Below are 20,596 nucleotides of genomic sequence, written 5' to 3' on the forward strand. Positions count from 1 at the left end.
AGCACAATGTCAGGCCACCCGAATGGGCTTGTCGGGAACAATGTCGTGCCGGATGACCCGTTCGAGGTCTTCACCCTTTACATCGACGAGAATGCTGAGCATGGATTCGAGTGTGAAGTAGGCTCGAAGCGCGCGAAAGATCAGGTATTCAGGCAGCGCGAGAATGCCTTTCGGCACACCGTTTAAGAGGGACGCAACCACCGCCATGATGGCAGGCGCACCGGTTGTGACAGCAACGATGGATTGCCAGACAATCGGACTGCCGGGGTTGAAGCCGAGGCCGAGCTCCAAGGCCCCGAAGATGATCAAGGGCACAAGCATCGCACGCCGCGCCGAATTCACCAGCATATAGGGCAAGATCACTTTGCCGCGCAGTGTTTTGTTCGAACCGTAAATCAGGTCCCTGCAGCGCGAAGAGATATGGTAGATCGACCGAAACCACCGCATGCGTTGTTCCCGCATGTGGCTATAGGATGACGGGACTTCAGAGATGTATCTGATCTTGGGATCAACGACGGAGTGAAAGCCCAGCTCGCCGATGCGCAGCGAAATGTCCGTGTCCTCACCGTTCATTCCTTCGACGAAACCACCCAGATGGCGCGGATGATGCGTGCGGTAGACCACGAACATCCCCGGAATGCCGACGACGCCGTTTACGGCGCCCATCGCTACCGAATAAAAGCCGTGTTTGACTAGAACCTCCAACAGGCGGGCCCTGTCGAACAAAGCACCGCCAGGCGGGACGGGCACGCCCCCCACAACACCGACCTGAGGATCGGTGAAATATGGCATAGCGCGGCTAAAGTTGTCTTCGCCGACCAGCGTATCCGCGTCAACGCGGACGAGGAATTCTGTTTCGCATGCGTCCAGCCCCGCGTTCAAAGCATTGGATTTTCCCGGCTTTGGTACGTTGATGACACGGCCCTTGGCGGCCTCGCATGCGGCCAATGTCTCGCGCGCGATGTTTTCGGTGTCATCGGTCGAGTTATTGTTCATGATCAGAATATGAACGTCACCACCGTAGTGTTTCGCGGCCCGGTCCATCGCGTTGATCGTATCTTTTATGATGTAGGATTCATTATGTGCAGGCACGATCACAGAGACGGGTGGGTTGAATTTCGGTTTCTTGGCCGTCAGCACATCATAGATGGCCAGAAGGTAGAGTTGCCCGAACAGAACCGGCAGAAACAGGAACACGCCGGGGCCGATGCCGCCCAACAAGGTCCATTGTCGCAGTAGCAGAACGATCTTCAGGTCCATCCCGCCGACCCAGACCGCGATGATTGCGGCCAATGCGATACTGACACCGAGCCTCAGAGAGGCACGTGTCTGGCTGACAGGCACATGTTCGACGCGGATGCGTGCGGGCATGAAGCCGCGTTCCAAGAGCTTGAAGGAGTAGACGGCGAAGCCGAACAACCCTGATGCGATCGCACTGAAATGCAGCGATAACGACCGACCGATCAGGCTGTCGGCGACAGCATTGGCCAGATCAAAGGCAGCGCAACCCACCAAAAATGTCAGCACCATGTCTAAGCCGAAGAGGACTCTTCCGCGTCCCTCGGCTGAACTGAATGCCGCGAATGCAACGAAGAAGGAGACCAGAAAGATGCGGACGGCAATCGCGTGATGACCCTCATGGGGCGAAAACACATAGTCGTGGTTTGGGAACATCTGCGCGACCCAATCGGTGTTGATGAGCCACAACTGTCCTGCCGCCAAACCGGTGAAGCATGCCAGCATCTTGGGGCCTTGCCAGTTCGAAACGGAACCCGCAAACCGTTTTGGCGCGCTGTCGACAGAGATGTAGTTGATCTGCTCGCGCTTATCCTCAACCGCGCTCATAACGCGATCTGCGTCATATCGATGGTGTCAGGGACGATAAGTATGGCCAGACCGCTGCGCGGTAATTGCGTACCTGGTTCCAACAGATCAATTTGCGGGCGCCGCGTGATCGCATCCTGCGTGACCAACCAGATCGGCCCGGTCTCGGGCAGGGCGAACCCGGCAGATTGCGGCGGTACGACCACGATCTTGGCCCTGGTCGTATCGGGCTTGAGCGTCGCTGATGTTGGCACCAGCTGGGCCAACAGACTGCTTGCGGCATTGGCATCTGCCGCACCCAGGACGCCCGAAACTCCAAGACCCAGCACGCCGATTTCTGACAAAGCCTGACGTACCTCTATGAGCGGATCGGAATAGCTCGCATCGCCTGCGAGAAGGCGCGTTGTCGGCAGCATTTCTGCCATCAATGCAGGTCCCCGGTCGCAGCGACCACTGCTGCCATGCGTGGTGCTTGCGACGATTTCGATGGTGTTGGACGCAGTTTGCATGTCCGCTGGCAAGGGGATTAAAGCTGCATAGGATGCTTGGCTGCCATCAAGTATCTCGTGATGGAGCAGGCGGTTGTTAAGCGTGACGGTCAGCGACCAATGCGTGCCCGGCAATTGGCGACCAAAGGCCATGTCCAGATCCAAACCGGAGGGCAACATCAGGCCGTCTTCACGATACAGATCATAACGGTACCGCCAACTGGTTTCGCGATGAAAGCGGCGTAAGCCCGCATTTGCCCCTTTCTGCGCGAGAGGTCGTGGCCAGGATACTGGCCTTTGATCCGCCTGTTCCGTGAACATCGGCAGGACAGCGCGCAGCTGCACGGTTGTCAGCGCATCTGTCGAAGGGCCGCCTAGCACGACCGTTTCAACGTCGTGCTGCTTGAACTCCGTGGCCAAAACCAAACGCCGGACCCGTTCCTGATTGTCGAGCCAATGGGGCCATGCGACCCTGACAATCCGGCCCCATGCGTTGACCCGGTCACGCGCCGTCTCAAGCGGGCGATCAAGCGTGACAAAGATAGCGCTGGTCGTCTCTATCTCGACGATGGCCTCAAGACCCTCATCCCTGCTGCACTGAGAGTCCGGACCCTCGCCTTGCAGTGAAATAGAAACGACCAGCTCATCCCTTGCGAAATCCGTCGGTGAAAGCGGAATTTGCAGGGAACGCGCGGCCTTGCCCGGAAGCAGCAACACCTCACCTCGTTTGACGTTATCGATGGACACGCGGAGCGCGCCTTCGACCCCGTCGAGAACCTGAGATGTTGCGTTGATTTGGAGGTATCCAGACGTGGGGCGCGCATCCAATGGCATCGTAAAGACGACGCTCTGATAGGCTGGCAAACCGGCAAGTATGATGGGGTGGATCGCGTTGGATCGCTGTATCGTCGCTGTGTAAGGATCATCCGCAGGCGTTGCCGTGCGGCTTTCAAATGTCAGCTGAGATTCAGCGGTCAATCCGCGAAGGTAATGTTGCCCCCTTTCCAGGATATTCATTGTTGAAAGCAGCAGGGCCACAGCCGCCAAAAGAAATCCCATTAGCCCAATGCCAATCATACGCATGTTGTTCACCGATAGTTTTTGGATGTGTCACGCAACTGCGCCGGACCTACCTCCAAGCGGGTCCGGCGCAGCTGACGAGGAGGGTCAGGCAGCTTTGGTTTTTTCCGGGTCAACCACACCGGGGCGCTGGTTATCCGTCCATGTCGAGGTACATGGGATCATCTTGCGGATGCAGCGATGCGCATATTTCACGGCAATCTGCTGCGTTTCATCCATCAGCCCCTCAGCAAGCGTAATCGGTTCAAGACCAAGGGAGATGAAGGTCTTGTTTGACACGCGCAGACCGTTCTCGGCGGCCTCGTTCCGCGGGTTGTCGACATAGGCAATCCTAGCGCCTGAATTGCTGGCGACAAGCTTGGCCAGTGAACGCACTGTGTGCGTCTCGGTCATCTGGTTGAGGATCGCGACTTTGTCACCAGAAGCAGGCGGGTTTTCAACAGCCATCGCCAGGCAATTCACCGTGTCCTGGATATGGATGAAGGCACGGGTTTGCCCGCCTGTACCATGCACCGTGAGTGGGTGGCCAACCACGGCCTGCATCAGGAAGCGATTGAGGACCGTGCCATAGTCGCCATCGTAATCGAAGCGGTTGATCAACCGCTCATCAAGCTTTGTCTCTTCTGTCTGGGTGCCCCAAACGATGCCCTGATGCAGGTCGGTGATCCGCATGCGGTCGTTCTTGGCATAGAACTGAAACAGCAGCTGATCCATGGATTTGGTCATGTGATAAACGCTGCCTGGATTGGTCGGGTAAAGGATATCACGCTGGTAGATCTTGTTCTCGCTTGGCACATAGACCGGCAAGTAGCCTTCGGGGATCTCGACCCCATCGTCGTCGTAGCCATAGACGCCCATCGTGCCGAGATGGACAAAATGCGGATCCAGACCCAGCTCAACCGAAGCGGCGAGCAGGTTATGCGTACCGGAGATATTGTTGTCGACCGTATAGCGCTTTTCGCCGATGCCCTTCATGGAATAAGGGGCCGCCCGCTGCTCACCGAAATGGATGATCGTGTCGGGTTTGATCGTCGACAGCAGCTCGGTCACCTGATCAAATTCGCGCGCAACGTCGATGTTCTCGAAGCCGATTGTCAGGCCCGTTATCTCTTTCCATGCGGCGCGGCGATCTTTCATCGATGCAATCGGTGTCAGGCTGTCGGCGCCGAGCTTCAGGTCAATCTCGCGGCGCGCCAAATTATCGACAATCGTCACGTTGTGACCAAGCTTCGACAGATGAAGTGCCGTCGGCCAACCACAAAAACCGTCTCCACCGACGATGATGATGTCTTTTACGTTTCTCATGATACTCATTCCTTTTTTCGGGCCCCTCCATGCGGCCCTGTTTCGGTACTGAGAAACGTTTACGCTTGTTTAACCATGCTGACGGCGAACCGTCGGGATAGCGTGAAGCGAAATGGGATGGGTGATCTATCCTGATGGATAGGGTGATAATCCCGATGGGGTTCAGGATCAGACGTTCTTCAAGGCGTCAGCGATTGTGGCCTTCGCAGATTCCGCGCCATGAAGAATTTGTGTAATGTACCGATCAACATCTATGCGGCCCTCTGCGCGGGCTTGCTTTTCTAGGCGCAAAAGCAAGTCTTCAAGGTCGGTCAGGCCGAACATGGCCGCAGCACCCTTGGCTTTGTGCGCCGCTTCAGCCGTCGCGGTGGGGTCGTCAACCAGAGTCCCATCCCGCAAATCGGAGGCTAAAACCTGCAGTTCTGACAAGAAGCGGTCGCAGATCCCGCGCAGCTTTTCCGGGCCGAGCGCATCCGCCAACTCTTTCAATACATCATTTTGTATCGCGGTCATCGGCAGATGCGCCCTATCAGCGACGTCAGCGATAATCCCCTGCAAAGCATCCAGGCGAATGGGCTTTGTGTGAAATCTGTCCATACCCGCCTGTTCGGCCTCTTCGCGGTATTCCTCGCGCCCATGCGCCGTCAGCCCGACAATATGCGTCCGCCGGTTCGGGCCATCCTTGCCGCGTAACTGGCGAGTAGCCTCAATCCCATCCATGACCGGCATGCTGATATCCATGAAAACGATATCGAAGGGTTTGACCGCGAGCTTGTCCAGACTCTCCGCACCATTCACCGCAACATCGACCTCGTGACCCAAACCGACGAGCATGTCTTCCAGAACCCGACGGTTGATGTCATTGTCTTCGACGATCAGCACTGAGCAGGGCGAAGCAGGGGTTGCTGCATGATGTTGCTTAGATTGTCTCTCCAGTTGTGTCGACCTTTCCAACGGCAGGTTCAACGTGAATGTCGATCCGTTGCCAATTTCACTTTCCAATACGATGTCACCGCCGAGTTGCCGCGCAATCTTGCGTGAAATCGAAAGACCCAGCCCATCACCCCGGCTGTGGCGACCACTGCCATGCGCCAAGGCGACGAAGTCTTCAAAGACCCGTTCGTGATCTTCAACCGGGATGCCCGCCCCGGTATCGGTCACCGCGAATTTCAGCGATGATGTCGATGCTCCGTGGATGCCGGTGACCTTTAGCGTGACAGTGCCGCTCTCAGTGAACTTGATCGCGTTGCCGATGAGATTGATCAAAATCTGGCGTATGCGATTGCTGTCGCCCCAAAACCCCATCTGAATGCTGTCCTCGAGATCAAGAGCAAGCGACAGTCGCTTTTCGGCGGCAAGCGGTTCCAGAACATCAACCACAGACCTGACCAACTCCGTCAAATCAAAGTGCTGCGGTGTTAGTTGCAATGTGCCGGTTTCGATCCGCGTGATGTCCAAAGCCTCATTCACATGCTCAAGCAAAATCTCACTCGATGCTGATGCGATCTTTGTATAGTGGTCCTGCTTTGGCGACAGTCTCGTCGTCCGCAACAGATCCAGAACGCCCATGATCCCATTTAAGGGGGTGCGCATTTCGTGGCTCATCACAGCCAGAAACTGCGACTTGGCCTTATCTGTGCGCTCCGCCCGATCACGTGCATCGATCAACTTTTGTTCGTTAATCTTGCGTTCGCTGATGTCGCGTACATACGCGATGAACTTAGTCCCCTTCCCGTCCTTGATCGACGTGATGTTCAGTTCAACCGGGAATTCCTCACCGGTTTTGCGTAGTGCAGCCAGTTCAACGCGACCTTTGCCCACAACCCGCGGTTTGCCGGTTTCAAGATAGCGTTTCATCCCATTGTGATGGGCGTCGCGCATACGTTCGGGAATAAAGGTCCGCTCCATGTTTTGGCCGACGATCTCGGCCCTTTCCCAGCCAAAGACATCTTCGGCGGCAGCATTGAATTCGACGATCTTGCCGGTCTCGTCCGCGGTCACAATCGCGTCCAGCGAGGCCGCGACCGTCGACGCCAGAAGCTGCGACGACGTCTGTAAGTCCGCATCTCGCCGCGCCGCACGTTGCAGCATGCGCTCCAACAGCAGCAAGAGCCCGCCCATCATCAGAAGAAGCCCGATCACCATACTCCCCGTGCGTCGAAGTTGCCGCGCAAACTCAGCGCGGCGGGCCTCGGCATTCGCGGCACCCAAGGTGACACCAAGAAGGGCGGTTTCCCTGATATTGGGACGGACGTCCTGAACCAGACGTCTGAGTTCTTCCAAATCTGTGCGGTTCAACGACCCCGGTTGATCGGAAATGGCGATTGCCCGGTCCACAAAATCGTTGATCGGCGCAATCAGACTGGCTGCGCGGTCATCCTGACTGAAAATCGCGGCAGCGCTGCCGGAATTGATTATGCGCGCCCGGCTGATCATGATGTCGATCCGCAGCTGAATGTCGTCAGGCGAAAACCGCGGATCTGACAGCCCATCGGCCAAAACAGCACTTAAATTGGCCAATTCGGTGTCGAGTTGCGAGATACTCCATTGCGTGTTGTCGCTGGCGGCGGTGGACAACTCGCGCAGCTGCGCCAGAAGGTTGGTCACCATAAATGATAGGAGCAGGCAAATCAGCCCAAGGCCTGCCAATACGGCGATCCGATATCGGTTCATTCCGGCCTTCATGCGTCTGCTCCTGTCGGAGGTCAGCATAGGGAGGAGGTCTAAATCAATCCACAACCTTCAAGCGATTGAGCTGCCAGATGCTGCGCGCATAGTTCGTCTCGGTGCTATATTTGGGATCACTGTCATAGGGGAACACAACCCAATAGGGGCCCTTGTCGCGCACCGACATTGTTTCGCCGTTCATACGTGTTGCAAGGATCGGTGCGCCATCTTCCAGTTCCGCGACGGGCATTGAGACAGCGTAATCATTCAATGCCACCATCTCCAGCGATTGCCCATCGAGGTCCAGATAGGCCAGCAGGGCTTTGAGCGACACGCCCGAAAACTGCACATCGCCATCCGTCCAAATGGTTGTGGTCGTGAACGTGGTTTGGTCGAGCGACTCCAGTGTCTCAAGGCTCACTTCAATGGCCACAGCATCGGTGTCGGCCGTCGTCACTTGCAACGGTATGACATCCTGCCCGAGTGCTGATGTCGTCATGTTCACAGCCAGAGCATATGCGCCCAACAGCGATCTCGTGAGGAATGCAGGTGTCATACAGTTGTGCCTTTCCAAGACTGCAACTGATCTATCGCATCGGTTGAACGTTTGTTTAAGGCATAGGGATAGTTACCTATACCATGGTATAGGTCTGCCACATTTTTGATCTCTTTTGAGTTGTAGCCCGGTTCGGAAACAAGGATCACAACCCCATGCCGAACATTCTTATTGCCGATGACCATGACCTCGTGCGCGATACCATCGCAGCCTATCTGGAAACGGTCGACGACTTCAAAGTCATGACAGCGCCGACGCTGCAAGCAGCGCTGGAGAAGATGGAAGGCATCGACTCAATCGACCTACTTATTCTGGATTATCATATGCCGGGCATGAACGGATTGGAGGGTTTGAACCGCGCGCTCAAAAGCTATCCGGCGACGAAGGTCGCATTGATGTCGGGCGTCGCCAACCGCGAGGTCGCCAACCGCGCAATGGCACAGGGCGCGCATGGTTTCATTCCCAAGTCACTTACCCCGTCATCCCTTATCAATGCGATCAGATTTGTCTTGTCAGGTGAGCGGTACTTGCCGTTCGACTTTGCAGCCCCAGAAACAGCTGCCACGGCCGACAACACATCCAATCTTTCTGAGCGCGAAATGCAGACGCTGGAGCAGTTATGTATAGGCCTGTCAAACAAGGAGATTGCACGCAACCTTGGTATCCAGGAGGTCACCGTCAAGTTGCACGTGAAGAACCTCTTGGCGAAGTTGGGCGTGTCCAATCGAACACAGGCGGCGCTGTTGGCAAAAGAGCGACATCTTTGCTGATGTAGTAACATCAGGTCGCGGCATCCAACGGAAAGTCTTGCAATCATGAGGAAACTCAAGGAGCCATCTTTGGATCAAGCGTGATGGGTGGCTGACGGTCAGGAATTACATGAGCTCGCGCCGCATCAGATTTCGCTATTGCTGCGAGCGACCCGCTTTGGAGAGCTGCGCAGCAGCATCGCTAACTGTCGGTCAATGGCAGCAAAGGGCCGCCTGTGAGGGCGACCCATCTGCGCTAGATTTCAATGGCTTCCGCGATCGCCAGGGCATCTTCGAGTTCAACACCAAGGTACCGGATCGTGCTGTCCATCTTGGTGTGACCGAGAAGAAGCTGAACAGCACGCAGGTTGCCGGTCTTCTTGTAAATCTGCTTGTAAATCTGCGTGACCTTGGTTCGACGCATCGAATGGGTGCCGTAAGCACTCGCCTCTAGACCGATTGACGTAACCCAGTCGCGGACAATCCTGGCATACTGTCGGGTCGAGATATGCAGGCGCTCGTGGAACCGCCCCGGCCACAGGTACTCCGAGCCGACCATAAGTTCATCTTCCATCCATTTCCCGACGGATAATCGCGTGCCGTCCGAAACCTCGAAGCGCACCGGTTTCTGGGTTTTGCTTTGCAGGACAGAAGCACGCTCTTAGATTTGGCCCGACGCCATGACATCGACAACTTTCATCTTCACCAGATCACAACCGCGCAGCTTGCTGTCGATTGCCATATTGAAAAGTGCGAGGTCGCGATGGTTTTCGGCCAGTTCAAGTCGAACCCGGATCGCCCAGACATGCTTTGGTTTCAGCGGTCGCTTTTGGCCGACGATCCGGCCTTTGTTCCAAGCGGGGCGCAAAGCGCGAATGGCAGGTAAGTTTGGTGTTTCCATGACTGATCCTCCGATCCGCCATGCCCTCCCACAACGACAACCCGACGTTGACCGTGCCAGTATATTACAGGATGCTGCGTCGCATCCGAGGTCAGGTACGAGCCCTTTTTGCTCAATGCTGCGACGTCGTCCAAGGTCCGCTTTCGGTCCGCGCAGTGAAGCTTGATGGTGCTCAATAGTATCGAGATTTCGGTGAGGTGAAGAATGGTGCCCGGGGGCTGATGAGGCAATAGTGCTTCCGCGGGGCTTATTTGCTTAAAAACTCTCTGTTTTTCAACAAAAATCCCTACAAGTGCTCTTTGAGAGTCAATAGATATTGGCCAAGTTTTGTCCAGAAAACAATGCAATTTGGAAAACATGGAACGCTTAAACAAAATGTTTCAATCATTCTACAGAATGCGACATTCCTTCAGGCGGCACAAAGTGTAAGTCATATCGATCGCATGTAGTCGTCTCGCCGGATTGAAAATTGTGGCAAGTCGTGCTTATTTTTTGCGTAAGACAGCTCTAGTTTGGAAGGCTGGCGCGTTTTTTCAGACGATTAACTCCGTTTCGAGACACCTATTGAGTATCAAGTTGGACATATTGCGGCGCTCCCCAAGTGTTAAACTTGACGGCTGCCTTGTGCGGACCAATTCCCAGCGCGGCGATGCTTTGCTGGCCTATCTTTGTCTGAGCGGAGAGACTACGCATTCCCGCGACAGCCTCGCCTGCCTACTCTGGGAAGACGCCGACCCCACCAAATCCAAGGGCTCACTGAGGCAGATCATTCGCAAACTGCGCCAGGCCGCGCCAGGCATTGATGACATTATCGAATTTGGCCGGTCTCAAGTTTCCGTCAAAAAGAAGGCGATCACAACCGATCTCGATACGCTCAGTCATGCCCTGGAAACCGGAGAACTGGCTAATCTACCCGCAAACTACGATCAAAAAGTCGAAGATTTCATGGCTGACTTCACGGGCCTTTCTGGAGCGCTCGATAGCTGGCTTTCGGTGATACGCAATCAAGTGGATTTCACCTTAAGAGACACCTTCACCCGGGCCATCTCTGACCCGGCCGTGCCCGGCACAGTGCGCGATCATGCCGCCCGCTGCTTGCAGCACTTTGACCCAACAAACGAGCCCGCCTGCCGTCACCTGATGCGCGAGCACTGGGCAATGGGTGATACGGCGTCTGCTCTGGCCCTTTACCGCGATCTCTATGAGGCGCTCGGCGAAGAGCACGATTCCGAACCCTCCGAGGAAACCCAAGCCCTCGTCGTGCGGATACAGATGGGCGACGAACCTCAAACTGCCAGCACCATACCCAAAGAACCGGAACTGCCTGTCATTTGTGTTGCCGAAATGGATCTGAGCGATTTGGACGCCACGAGCCAAAAAGTGGTACGCGTTCTGCGCCATGAACTCTTCGCTGGCTTGTCGAGTTTTCGCGAATGGCAGCTCTTTGACTCAGAGCCTCGTAGCCCAGCTTTCTATCGGCTCGAACTTCAAGCCGCAGATGATGGCGAGAATGTCTTTTTGATCGCAACGCTCAAACTACGCCCTGATGAAAGGATCATCTGGAGCGAACGCTTCGATATCCGTTTCGACACATGGGACCCGGTGCAACGGCTCATTGCGAAGAGACTGGCCCTCGCTGTTAACACGCGGGTAAATCTCGACAGACTGAACCAACGCCGCCGCGTCGAGTTTCAAAACCAGGAGCTTTTTGATGATTGGGTCCTAGCCCAAAGTCTCATTTTGGACTGGGACGTGTCCAAAAACCAAATCGCCATTGACCTATTGGACGGTATCTTGCGCGTTGCGCCCGAATTTGCCTCCGCCCGATCGTCTCGGGCCAATGCAGAAAGCATTTACCACCTCAACCGCCCTGGGGTTTATCTCGACAAAGCCAAAATCGAACTTGCGCTTTTTCACGCGCGAAAAGCGGTTCAGGTAGATCCGCTCGATACCCGCTCGCAGCTTGCTCTAGGTTGGGCTTTGGCTATGGACGGTCAAAGTGAGGCCAGCTTGCTGCACATGGAAACGTGCCGCGAGTTGAACCCCTGTTCATCGCTGGGGAGTCTGGCCTGCGCGCTTGGCATGGCATTTGCCGGCGATACAGCGCGCGCCAGCGCGATGGTGGATGAAACCCTCTCCATGACCAGCTCAATTGCTCCGTACTTATGGGGCTACATTCAAAACATTCACTATCTGTCAAGAAATTTAGAAGGCGCAATAGAAGCCGGGCATAAAGCCGGGGCATCTATTGCAAACCTACCAGGATGGCACGCAGCAGCCCTCTGGGAGGCTGGACAAACGCAGGAGGCCACGCTTGTGGCCGGCGAATTTTTGGCTGCAGCGCGACGCAAATGGGTGTCTCCCGCGCCGTTCAACGCAGAGGCCTTGTGCGAATGGCTGGTTGCCTGTTTCCCGCTTAGCCCGAAAGAGCAAAGCGCAAGGTTGGCCACATCCCTAAACGCTGCTCTCGCTCGGGTCTGAAACCCGGAAAGAAGCTAGGCACCTTTCGTTACTCAACTCGCACATTGGCGCACGGAATAATCGCCTAGCTGCGCTAAGAAGATATTGTCACTATCCGACTTGGCTTCCAAAGCCAGGCGCTTTTGCGCTTGTTTCAGCGTGTCAGACACCGCCGCAAATTGCGATCCAGTCAAGTCACGAAACTCTTGGCTGGCGCTGGGGTCGGTGCGTAATTCTTCGAGTTCCTCGAGCAAAGCATCAACCATGCGTCCTGAAATCAAGCCAGAATACTCTTCCGGAAAACCAAGCGGCGCATTGGCCTTACCGCGGGCAATTTGTGCTTTCGAAGGCACCGGCACCACCATTTCACCTGGTTCTTCAAAAACGAGCTTGAGCTTGACGAAATCAGAGATTTTTTCACCAGGTTTCAACTCGTCAAAATTCACTTGCCGCGCCAGCTCTGTATCGCCATCCCAAAGCCGAAAAGACAGCGCGTTCAACAGCGTCTCGATCGCAGAGCTCGCTTCATCGCCCCAATTTGACCAGTCTTTAACGTCGGCACTGGTCGTAAAATCAGCGCCTTGGGCTTCAAGCTTTTCAAAAAGCTCCGACAGGTTCGCCAATTCCTGGCCAACTGTCCGAACGCTTGTTGGGATCACCTTGTTGGTGTCGTCGTCCGCAACGATGATAGTAAAGTCTTCAAACATGAAATCCTCCATTTTAGTTCCATCGAGAAGTTGGGTGCTTCATGCTTTCGATCATCTCCATGAATGTGGAGGGAATATCTGGCGCATGGCCGCCACGGACAGCTTGCGTCAGGCCATCAGCGCTCAATATTCGGCGCATGAGGCTATCTGCAGCTCTGAGAATCTTGTTCATCTGAAGGCGCAGCGCGATCGATCCCAGCGGTCCCAGTTTTCCGAAGTCTTCAGGCGCTTTGCCCGGCGCGTATTGCGCTTCAACCAAGGCTAGCACAGACCAAGGCAGATCAAGGGGCGATATGTCGGGCTCGGACCCTTTCACCTCAGTCACGTCTTTCCAGAATTGCATAACGGTTTCTCTGATGCCAAACTGCGCCACCAAGCCCCGATACTCTTCCAGCTTTTCGCGCTTGGCGTCGACGGTTTGAATTTGCTGCTTTTCGTGCCCGTCGGTGTGCATGAAAGAAAAGCTGGGGGTGAACCCTGTCCGGTTTTTGGCCGTGTGTTCCCCCGGGACAGCATCGAAAAAAAACGTCCAGTCAGGTTGCCATTGCCGCTGCCAAAGTACCAGGTTTTTTGACTGCTCCTCAGTCAGGTCATTTGAAAAACCGCCAGGAATTTCTGGTCCACGATTTTTCTTTTTGAGTACATTAGCAATTCGAAAGTCAAAGGAGTCCCGATTGAACTTGTAGGACGACTTTGGGAGTGAATGAAAGCTGCGCAAGACATCTCGCGCCAAGGTTTCTTCATCTTCCAGAAGTTTTTTGACAAGCGCCTCCCATTCGGGGCCTTGTGGACGCCCCAAGGCTTCCTCTGCGCGCTCCTTGGGCATGGCGCACTTTTCGAGAACATCGTTGCGAATGATTTTGTGCCACGTGAGGATCACAATGGCCCGGGCGACCGAGAACGGGTTCTTTTGTTGCTCATTGGTGCCATGCGCCGCAATCCAGTCGATCAAATGATTATGATAGATCATGAAGGCCAGAACCATGTGAGACAGGATCGGCGAGGAGAAATTTCGGTTGTCGGCCAGATTGGGATAGCTCCATTTGCGTCGCGGATCGCGAAGAAACTTCAAACTAAATACCGTCTGCTGTTGAAACGTGTGAGGCAGAAGATCGAACTTGTTGCGATTGGATTCTTGATAGAGGCGCCTGTCACCGGAGCCGCCACTGCCGTAGACCGTCTCCAGCACCAACTTGCGCTCAACCATATTGACGGATGTCCGATCTGAGTGCTTTTTGTAGTTTGGAATAAACGTGTCTTTGCGCGGCTCGGTCAGGAACATGTCATGGCCCATCAGCTGGCTGAGATAGGTGACCCCGGAGGGCAACCCATGGGCCTGCAGCTTTGCGTCTTGCGCATCTGCGGACCGGCAATGGGATAGCCAATCCTCGCTGCCTAGAAACTCAAGAAAACTCAAAATGCCCCCCTTTTTTTGAGCTATTTACTATCTCTTGATCATTAACTTCCCACGCGTTAATCAAACGTGATTCAAGACTGCGGCTAAAGCGGAGACAACTCAAACCCTTTCGGCGTTGCAGGTTGTAGGCTCGGGTCAAGAAACATCGCGCGGCATGCCGGAAGCCCAGTCTCGGGGCGCGTCAAATCCACAAGGCGTATATCGAGATCCACATTGGCCAGCCCTTCCAATAGTGCGCCGACTGTTTGCGGCGTTTCCACATCGGCTGGGATGGGCGCGCCGCATGCGTCAAACAACGCAGCATGGGACCCCGCCAAAACCTCCTGCCGCGCTGCGATCAGCCCAAGCGTGCTTTCACGTTCAAATCGCGCATCGATATTCCGATTCGCCCGGAGTTCGGACGTTTCCAATTCAACGGATGCCAACTCGAGCACCGCCCGTCGCGCGGTGTGCTCCAGCCGCCTCCCTGCGGCAAAGGCGACCGCCACCTCACCGCCGTCCAGTTCACGAGACCGGGCCATCACAGTCTGGACCGGGCCCCATGCTCCGAGCGAGAAGACTTCAGTTTGCCGAGACGCAATAGCTTCTTTGCGCAGCTGCGCCACATAGGCTTCAAACCCGTCGATCTCCGCCCAACTGGGACCCAAATGCACGATCTCAACCTGCCCGCGCCACCACCGTTCAATTGCGAGCCGTTCAATCAATTCGCATACCGCGTTCTCGGCTGCTGCTTGCAAAATCGTGTGGGCCGCGCAGCCCGTACTGCCCAGGTCGGTTGCCTCATTTTGCATGCGCACATGCGCCGCAGGGATTTGACCAAGGCGCTCCAGATCGCGGCCAAGAACCGCACAATCCGTATCACCGAGACGCATCAATATGGCATCACGCTCTGCGGCTTCGCCATAGAGCCGCGTTAGCGCGCTCGTCAGGGAGCTACCCTTTCCAAACACACTCACAGGCTCTGTGCAAATCTGGTCAGGCGCAGGCCGCAGCTTTGCCCCGATCAACCGAATTCGCGGCGCATACGGGCTTTGAAAATGCCGTATGTCGTCGACCCGGTATTCCATGCGCGTGACCATTGACGACACTTCCTGAAAACTTTGACCTTGCTCGGGCGCGCGCAGGCAAGCCCGCGCCGGTCCTATGAAACCCTAGCCTGCGCCGGTCCGAAACTGCGATTTGACGATGCCTTCAAGAAAATCGCCCCCCGCATAGCCCGCCGACATAATTGTCAAAATCACCGTGGGCGACACCACAGGATTTTCGGCAAACCCTTCGAGCCCCGGAACCGTAAATGTCGCCACGATCCCCGCCAAAATCCCCAGCATCAAACTGATCAGCAGCTGGCTCTGGCTGAACTGATCCGCCATGGCGGTCTTGAGCCCGCCCGAGCTACGCGACAGCTTCCGCATGCCCATGGCTGTGCGGATCAACTGCCCCAACAGCCCAAATATGCCCCCCATCAAAGCCAGTTGAAGCCATTGCTCCAAATGCATGCTTTGCGTCAAAACCATTGCCTTACTCCTTTCCTCTCTTCGGTAAAGCCAATGAACCCGATCATGCGTGATCCGTGCGTGATTCACGCAATCACCGAGATCGGCATTCTGGAATAACGGTCGGCTCACGCAACGCACGGCACTGTGCTGGGCAGTTTCGGATGCGCGCAACAGAGGAAATCAAAGCGCAGCCGCGGCCCCCGAATGCGCCACGTGCATCGGAAAATCGCCCGACCAATCAAACAAATTAGCAGGAAGGATAAATCCATGACACCTGAAACCCACGGAATGCATTCGGCCATGAGCGGGGCCAAACCCGGCTTTTCACGGCTCTTTCCAAATCTTCCCACCTTTCAGATTTCTCCCACCGCCGCTCTGATGCTCGGCAGCGCAATGACTGTGGAGGGCGTGCCAAAGAAAGATGGGATCATGCCCGCAGGTTACACCTACTTTGGCCAGTTTATTGACCATGACATCACCCGTGACGTCACTCCCGACAGCGACGCTCTGGACGGTCCTTTGCCTGCTGTCATGCTTGAAATCGAACAGGCCCGTTCGCCAACTCTCGATCTCGACAGCGTCTACGGAAACGTGCCGGAAGGCACGAAGGGCGGCACGAGTCCGCGCAGCAACAACGGCACCGGTCCCTTCTTTGAATTTGGTATCACGCAACCCAGCGCGGGGGCCGGAAATTCTGGCCAACCGCTCGCCAATGATCTGCCGAGGGGGCCTTTTCCGCTAGATGCAAATGGGGACCGCACAGGCGCGCCAGCCAAAGTTCTCATTCCTGATGACCGCAACGATGAGAACCTGATTGTGGGGCAAATGCATCTGGCCTGGATGAAGTTTCACAATGCCGTCGCGCGCACGCTGATGAGCAATGATATGTCGTTGTCGGACACAATGGCCTTCGAAAAGGCGCGCGAGCTCGTAACACAGCACTACCAACACATCGTGCTGCACGATTTCCTAAAACAGGTCTGCGAGCCCAGTGTCTGGGCCGATGTCGTGCAAAAAGGCAAATGCCGCCATTGCGACACGACGGTCGCCGAAACCGCGACCATGCCGCTGGAATTTGCCGTAGCCGCATTCCGGTTCGGCCACACGATGATCCGGCAGGCCTATGATTGGAATGCCAATTTTAGGGACGGAGCGTTCGGAGCAGCCGTATTCGCCGGAAAAGACTTGGGTAAAGAAAGAAGCTTGTCTCTGTTTTTCCATACGAATAACAACCTCTCATCAGATCGACCGCTGGAAACCAACTGGATTGCTGATTGGCGCCGTTTGCTAGACTTCGACGGAACGGGCTTCGACGCGGGGAACGTGACATTTGCCAATGCCGCTGCCTTTGATCCGCTTTTGGCCTCAGGAATGGGCAACCTGGAACGAGCCCCTAACAAGCCGGTCCTTAACAATCTGGCAGCCTCCAACCTACGCCGCGGGGCCCTGCGCGGTTTGCCGTCAGGCCAAGACGTGAGCGCGGCAATGAGCACTGTGAAGGTTCTGACAAAAGCGGAGATGAAGAAGAACCTGCCCGAGGAGATGGCAGGCCTCGTCGACACGCTCGAGCTCGATCAAAAGGCCCCTTTGTGGTTCTACATCCTACAAGAGGCTAATGCCCGCCACAATGGCGATCACCTGGGTGAAATGGGCTCTCTTCTTGTGGCGGAAACATTTGTCTCCTTGGTGAAAGCCAGTAAGCCAAGCATTATCGCGAGCGGTTGGACGCCCAGCCAAAGTCCACTGCGGCTCTCGAATGGCTCGGAGGTCGATACCTTGCCCAAGATGATGGCGTTCTGCGACGAAAACGGGAACCCCATCATCAACCCACTCGGCGTATAAAACCATTGCAGCTAGGATGGGCGGGCGCAGCCTTTCTATAGTCCCGCTCATCTAAAACGCCAATAAGCCATGCTCGGCGTAAGCGGCAGCCGACCCAAAAAGCAACTTAAAATCACAGAGCTGCCCAGTGCGATCGATGAAACAGAGCGCTTACTACCGTCTCCCCAAATCCGCTACTCTATGGCTTCCCGGTCGTCGAATCCCGAAAGCGGATTCGATTGGCAGACATTGGTGCCGCCGCAGCGAATTGGCGCTTTGTCCGGATACTGTTGAAAAACTCCGATTTTGGCGAAAACTGCTCAAGAGTTGGCCCATAGAAAGCCCCTTGGATAGTTCGGCGAGGGGGTCGGCCGAAGACCGGCATTGGCGACGACGGAGGCGCTCAGATGCTCCAGCAGGTAATCATCATCAAACCCGTGTCTGCAATGGATTCTGGCAGAAAAATGCAGTTGTGAGATTTTCGAGTTTTTCAACACAATCTCCGCCATCTGTGAGTTCGCCATTTCTCGGTTCATGCAGTTGCAGCGAATGTCTCCTCTGACGGGCCGCACTACAGCGACAAGAGCCCCCGACCAACGACAGCTAATGGGATGTACCGGCTGCTTCACCCAGCAGGTTAGGCTTTGCCTATTTCTACAAACTGGAGAAGTAGCATGGCGAAGAAATACTTTGATGAGCTGATGTCGGTCGGCATCGATATCGGCAAAGACACATTCCACATTGTTGGTTTCGATCCGTCGGGACAACGCGTCCTGCGCAAACAGATCAAGCGACTGGCGTTGGTCGCTACATTCGAGAAGCTGCCGCGCTGTATCGTGGGCATGGAGGCATGCCTGAGCGCCCACTTTGTCAGCCGGACACTGCGCGAGATGGGCTTCGAGCCTCGGATCATCCCTGCGATCTATGTGAAGCCTTTCAAAAAGGGGCAGAAGAACGACTACAACGATGCTGAGGCGATCGCTGAGGCGGCACTTCGGCCCAACCTGCAAACCGTGTCCGAGAAGAGCCAGGATCAGCTCGATCTTCAAGCGCTGCACCGGGTCAGATCGCGTTTGGTGTCGCGCCGGACGGCGACCATCAATCAGATCCGCGCCTTTTTGATCGAACAGTGCATCACAGTGCGCAAAGGTCTGAGGGCTCAGAAAAACTCGTTCGAGACGATCTTGGAAGAGCGCAAGGACGAGATATCACCTCGGATGCGGTCGATCCTGATCGGTCTCTATGGCGACTGGATGTGGATGGACGACCGGATCGATAAGGTGTCCGCCGAGATCGAGGAGATCAGCCGAACCGAAGACAATTGCATCAACGTGATGACTGTCCCTGGTATCGGCCCGATGATCTCGACGGCGATGGTGGCAGCCATTGGCGAAGGGGAAGCGTTTGATCGCGGGCGTGACTTTGCGGCCTGGGTCGGGCTTGTTCCGAGACAGTACAGCACCGGAGGCCGAACGGTCCTCGGGCGCATCTCCAAGCGCGGCAGCAGGTATTTGAGGATGCTGTTCGTTCAGGCGGCAAAGATCATCATGATGCGACCACATCGTTGGCCCGACTTTAGCTTCGGCGACTGGTTGACGCGCGCTAGCGAACGCATGCATCGCAACAAGGCTGCGGTCGCACTCGCAAACAAGCTCGCCCGCATGGCCTGGAGTATACTGAGACACAAAACGGCGTTTGATGCGCCAAGAGACGAGGTCGCAGTCGGCGTCTGAGCCGAAGCGACCCAAAGGAGTTCGCGATAGATCGAAAGCATGGAACGGAAAAACTACGCCCCCAGAATCTGACGGCCCATTAGGTCATCATCGACCTTTCCGCTAATGAGATCACGGTGCGAGCGTAACCCCAATAAGGCCACGACCCGCGTGTCGATCAGTAGGCCGGATACATATGAGCAACTTCCGAGAACATGCCAGAAATCATTTGCGAACAGCAGCCGGTACATACATTGGGCCGAACTCGGGAGAAGACCACGCCGGACTTTGCAACTTCGCAATGTCGGCTTCCTGCGCATCGCCGGCACAGTGCGGCAGCGACGATGCGCTGCGGTGTAGCTAGACAGTCATTTTTGAATGACGTAGGGAAGTTGCATTGCAACTCTGTTCGGTGAGCTTCTTGTCTTTGATTTAATGACACTTTACGCTGCCCAGAACCTCTATCAACTAACTTCTGGGGTGGGCATGAGGTTTCGGGGAATAGTTCTACTTACTTTATCACTGGCATTGGCTGGATGCTTTGGACCCAATATGGATTTTGGCCCTGACCCCACAACTTTCAACTACACCGAACCGCGTGCCTCAGGGTTATCTGCGATACGACCCTATCCAAACGCTGATGATGTTTGCCAAGTGATCCGAGAAAATGATTCCATTCGTGAGCCAGCTGACGATGGGACATTTCTAATTGCGTGCCCGAAGCATGAACGGGGTGCGATAGGTGCCCGGCTGAATGAAGGTGCTGCGGTTATCGGTCACGCCCGACACTGGACGGTCTTGGCAGTCGCCACAGCTCCATAACAGCATCAGTTGTTGAAGGCTTTTGCCTCGTCTGAGCGGGTAGCACATAGTCTTTGCTCCTCGCTGCATCATGTCTTGCCGAGGATCCGGTCATGACGCTGGGGCCGATCAGGCTGTGCGCCATGCTCAGACGCCAGAGACTGTAATGCATGGTGGGGCCTTTAGGTTCCGGCCAAGTCTGCTATTTGTATGGTGTCGGCGTACCATTGTACACGCTGCTTAAGCGAGTATCGACGCGGTTCCCCCTAAACGCACGTGATGTATTGCGGCAAGCAACTGCAAGGAATACCCCAAATGAAGATCGACCTGAAATCCATGACCAGCAAAGAGCTTGAGAAGCTGCGCACCGATATCGACAAGACGCTAACGAGCATGGAGCAGAAAAAAAGGAAAGAGGCGCTGGCTGCAGCTGAGAAAGCTGCCAAGGCCCATGGCTTTACGTTGGCACATATTACCGGTCGTGCCACATCTGCTCCGAAGACCGCGCGTAAAACGGCGAAAAAACCGAAGAAGGCCAGCATACCCAAATACGCCAATCCAGATGACAAGACGCAGACCTGGACCGGCAAGGGACGGAAGCCTGAGTGGTTC

General features: G+C 55.5%; 14 protein-coding genes and 1 pseudogene. 5 read left to right on the forward strand and 10 right to left on the reverse strand.

Features of this window, described 5'->3' with window-relative positions:
• Window positions 1-9: 9 nt before the first annotated feature.
• The 5 genes from SLH47_RS23325 to SLH47_RS23345 all read right to left on the reverse strand — a co-directional run bounded on the left by SLH47_RS23325 (window position 10) and on the right by SLH47_RS23345 (window position 7,920).
• Window positions 10-1,845 carry a glycosyltransferase gene (locus tag SLH47_RS23325; protein ID WP_320243148.1) on the reverse strand — a complete coding sequence of 612 codons (1,836 nt, stop codon included), beginning with the start codon at window positions 1,843-1,845 and terminating at the stop codon, window positions 10-12.
• Entirely contained in the window at window positions 1,842-3,395 is a 1,554-nt protein-coding gene (locus SLH47_RS23330) for a hypothetical protein (protein WP_320243149.1), read from the reverse strand. Before SLH47_RS23330 ends, SLH47_RS23325 begins: the two co-directional genes overlap by 4 nt.
• Window positions 3,396-3,479: 84 nt before the next feature.
• Entirely contained in the window at window positions 3,480-4,697 is a 1,218-nt protein-coding gene (locus SLH47_RS23335; protein WP_320243151.1) for an NAD-dependent epimerase/dehydratase family protein, read from the reverse strand.
• Between the two features lie 168 nt (window positions 4,698-4,865).
• Window positions 4,866-7,382 carry an ATP-binding protein gene (locus SLH47_RS23340; RefSeq protein WP_320243153.1) on the reverse strand — a complete coding sequence of 839 codons (2,517 nt, stop codon included), beginning with the start codon at window positions 7,380-7,382 and terminating at the stop codon, window positions 4,866-4,868.
• Between the two features lie 43 nt (window positions 7,383-7,425).
• Entirely contained in the window at window positions 7,426-7,920 is a 495-nt protein-coding gene (locus tag SLH47_RS23345) for a molybdopterin-dependent oxidoreductase (protein WP_320243155.1), read from the reverse strand.
• A 155-nt stretch (window positions 7,921-8,075) separates the two neighbouring features.
• Here SLH47_RS23345 and SLH47_RS23350 point away from each other — a divergent pair, with 155 nt between their 5' ends.
• A complete protein-coding gene (locus tag SLH47_RS23350; protein ID WP_320243157.1) occupies window positions 8,076-8,690 on the forward strand; it encodes a response regulator transcription factor in 615 nt (204 codons plus the stop codon).
• Window positions 8,691-8,925: 235 nt separating this feature from the next.
• On the opposite strand, the pseudogene SLH47_RS23355 reads toward SLH47_RS23350, so the two are convergent.
• Window positions 8,926-9,570, reverse strand: a pseudogene (locus SLH47_RS23355) (tyrosine-type recombinase/integrase).
• 564 nt (window positions 9,571-10,134) lie between these two features.
• Between SLH47_RS23355 and SLH47_RS23360 the strand changes: the two are divergent.
• On the forward strand, window positions 10,135-12,051 hold the full coding sequence (locus SLH47_RS23360; RefSeq protein WP_320243159.1) for a BTAD domain-containing putative transcriptional regulator: 1,917 nt from the start codon (window positions 10,135-10,137) through the stop codon (window positions 12,049-12,051).
• A 32-nt stretch (window positions 12,052-12,083) separates the two neighbouring features.
• Here SLH47_RS23360 and SLH47_RS23365 read toward each other — a convergent pair whose 3' ends face one another.
• The 4 genes from SLH47_RS23365 to SLH47_RS23380 form a co-directional block, all read right to left on the reverse strand.
• Window positions 12,084-12,737 carry a hypothetical protein gene (locus SLH47_RS23365; RefSeq protein ID WP_320243160.1) on the reverse strand — a complete coding sequence of 218 codons (654 nt, stop codon included), beginning with the start codon at window positions 12,735-12,737 and terminating at the stop codon, window positions 12,084-12,086.
• A 13-nt stretch (window positions 12,738-12,750) separates the two neighbouring features.
• On the reverse strand, window positions 12,751-14,154 hold the full coding sequence (locus SLH47_RS23370; protein WP_320243161.1) for a hypothetical protein: 1,404 nt from the start codon (window positions 14,152-14,154) through the stop codon (window positions 12,751-12,753).
• A gap of 83 nt (window positions 14,155-14,237) precedes the next feature.
• Window positions 14,238-15,110, reverse strand: coding sequence for a YcaO-like family protein (locus SLH47_RS23375; protein ID WP_320243163.1), 873 nt, complete (start codon window positions 15,108-15,110; stop codon window positions 14,238-14,240).
• Window positions 15,111-15,305: 195 nt separating this feature from the next.
• Window positions 15,306-15,668 carry a hypothetical protein gene (locus SLH47_RS23380; protein WP_320243165.1) on the reverse strand — a complete coding sequence of 121 codons (363 nt, stop codon included), beginning with the start codon at window positions 15,666-15,668 and terminating at the stop codon, window positions 15,306-15,308.
• A 249-nt stretch (window positions 15,669-15,917) separates the two neighbouring features.
• Here SLH47_RS23380 and SLH47_RS23385 point away from each other — a divergent pair, with 249 nt between their 5' ends.
• From SLH47_RS23385 to SLH47_RS23395, 3 genes are all read left to right on the forward strand, one after another.
• A complete protein-coding gene (locus tag SLH47_RS23385; RefSeq protein ID WP_320243167.1) occupies window positions 15,918-17,492 on the forward strand; it encodes a peroxidase family protein in 1,575 nt (524 codons plus the stop codon).
• 653 nt (window positions 17,493-18,145) lie between these two features.
• Window positions 18,146-19,204, forward strand: coding sequence for an IS110 family transposase (locus SLH47_RS23390; RefSeq protein ID WP_320243169.1), 1,059 nt, complete (start codon window positions 18,146-18,148; stop codon window positions 19,202-19,204).
• 1,095 nt (window positions 19,205-20,299) lie between these two features.
• On the forward strand, window positions 20,300-20,596 hold a 297-nt coding region (locus SLH47_RS23395; protein WP_320243170.1), incomplete at its 3' end, for an H-NS histone family protein.

The sequence above is a fragment of the Cognatiyoonia sp. IB215182 genome, assembly GCF_033963905.1.
In the GTDB taxonomy this organism is placed as follows: domain Bacteria; phylum Pseudomonadota; class Alphaproteobacteria; order Rhodobacterales; family Rhodobacteraceae; genus Yoonia.

Bases quoted from the DNA above. Each gene is read 5' to 3' on its own strand.
- SLH47_RS23345 (WP_320243155.1), bottom strand. From the start codon at position 7,920: ATGACACCTGCATTCCTCACGAGATCGCTGTTGGGCGCATATGCTCTG.
- SLH47_RS23335 (WP_320243151.1), bottom strand. From the start codon at position 4,697: ATGAGAAACGTAAAAGACATCATCATCGTCGGTGGAGACGGTTTTTGT.
- SLH47_RS23380 (WP_320243165.1), bottom strand. From the start codon at position 15,668: ATGGTTTTGACGCAAAGCATGCATTTGGAGCAATGGCTTCAACTGGCT.
- SLH47_RS23365 (WP_320243160.1), bottom strand. From the start codon at position 12,737: ATGTTTGAAGACTTTACTATCATCGTTGCGGACGACGACACCAACAAG.
- SLH47_RS23350 (WP_320243157.1), top strand. From the start codon at position 8,076: ATGCCGAACATTCTTATTGCCGATGACCATGACCTCGTGCGCGATACC.
- SLH47_RS23330 (WP_320243149.1), bottom strand. From the start codon at position 3,395: ATGCGTATGATTGGCATTGGGCTAATGGGATTTCTTTTGGCGGCTGTG.
- SLH47_RS23325 (WP_320243148.1), bottom strand. From the start codon at position 1,845: ATGAGCGCGGTTGAGGATAAGCGCGAGCAGATCAACTACATCTCTGTC.
- SLH47_RS23385 (WP_320243167.1), top strand. From the start codon at position 15,918: ATGACACCTGAAACCCACGGAATGCATTCGGCCATGAGCGGGGCCAAA.
- SLH47_RS23390 (WP_320243169.1), top strand. From the start codon at position 18,146: ATGGCGAAGAAATACTTTGATGAGCTGATGTCGGTCGGCATCGATATC.
- SLH47_RS23340 (WP_320243153.1), bottom strand. From the start codon at position 7,382: ATGAAGGCCGGAATGAACCGATATCGGATCGCCGTATTGGCAGGCCTT.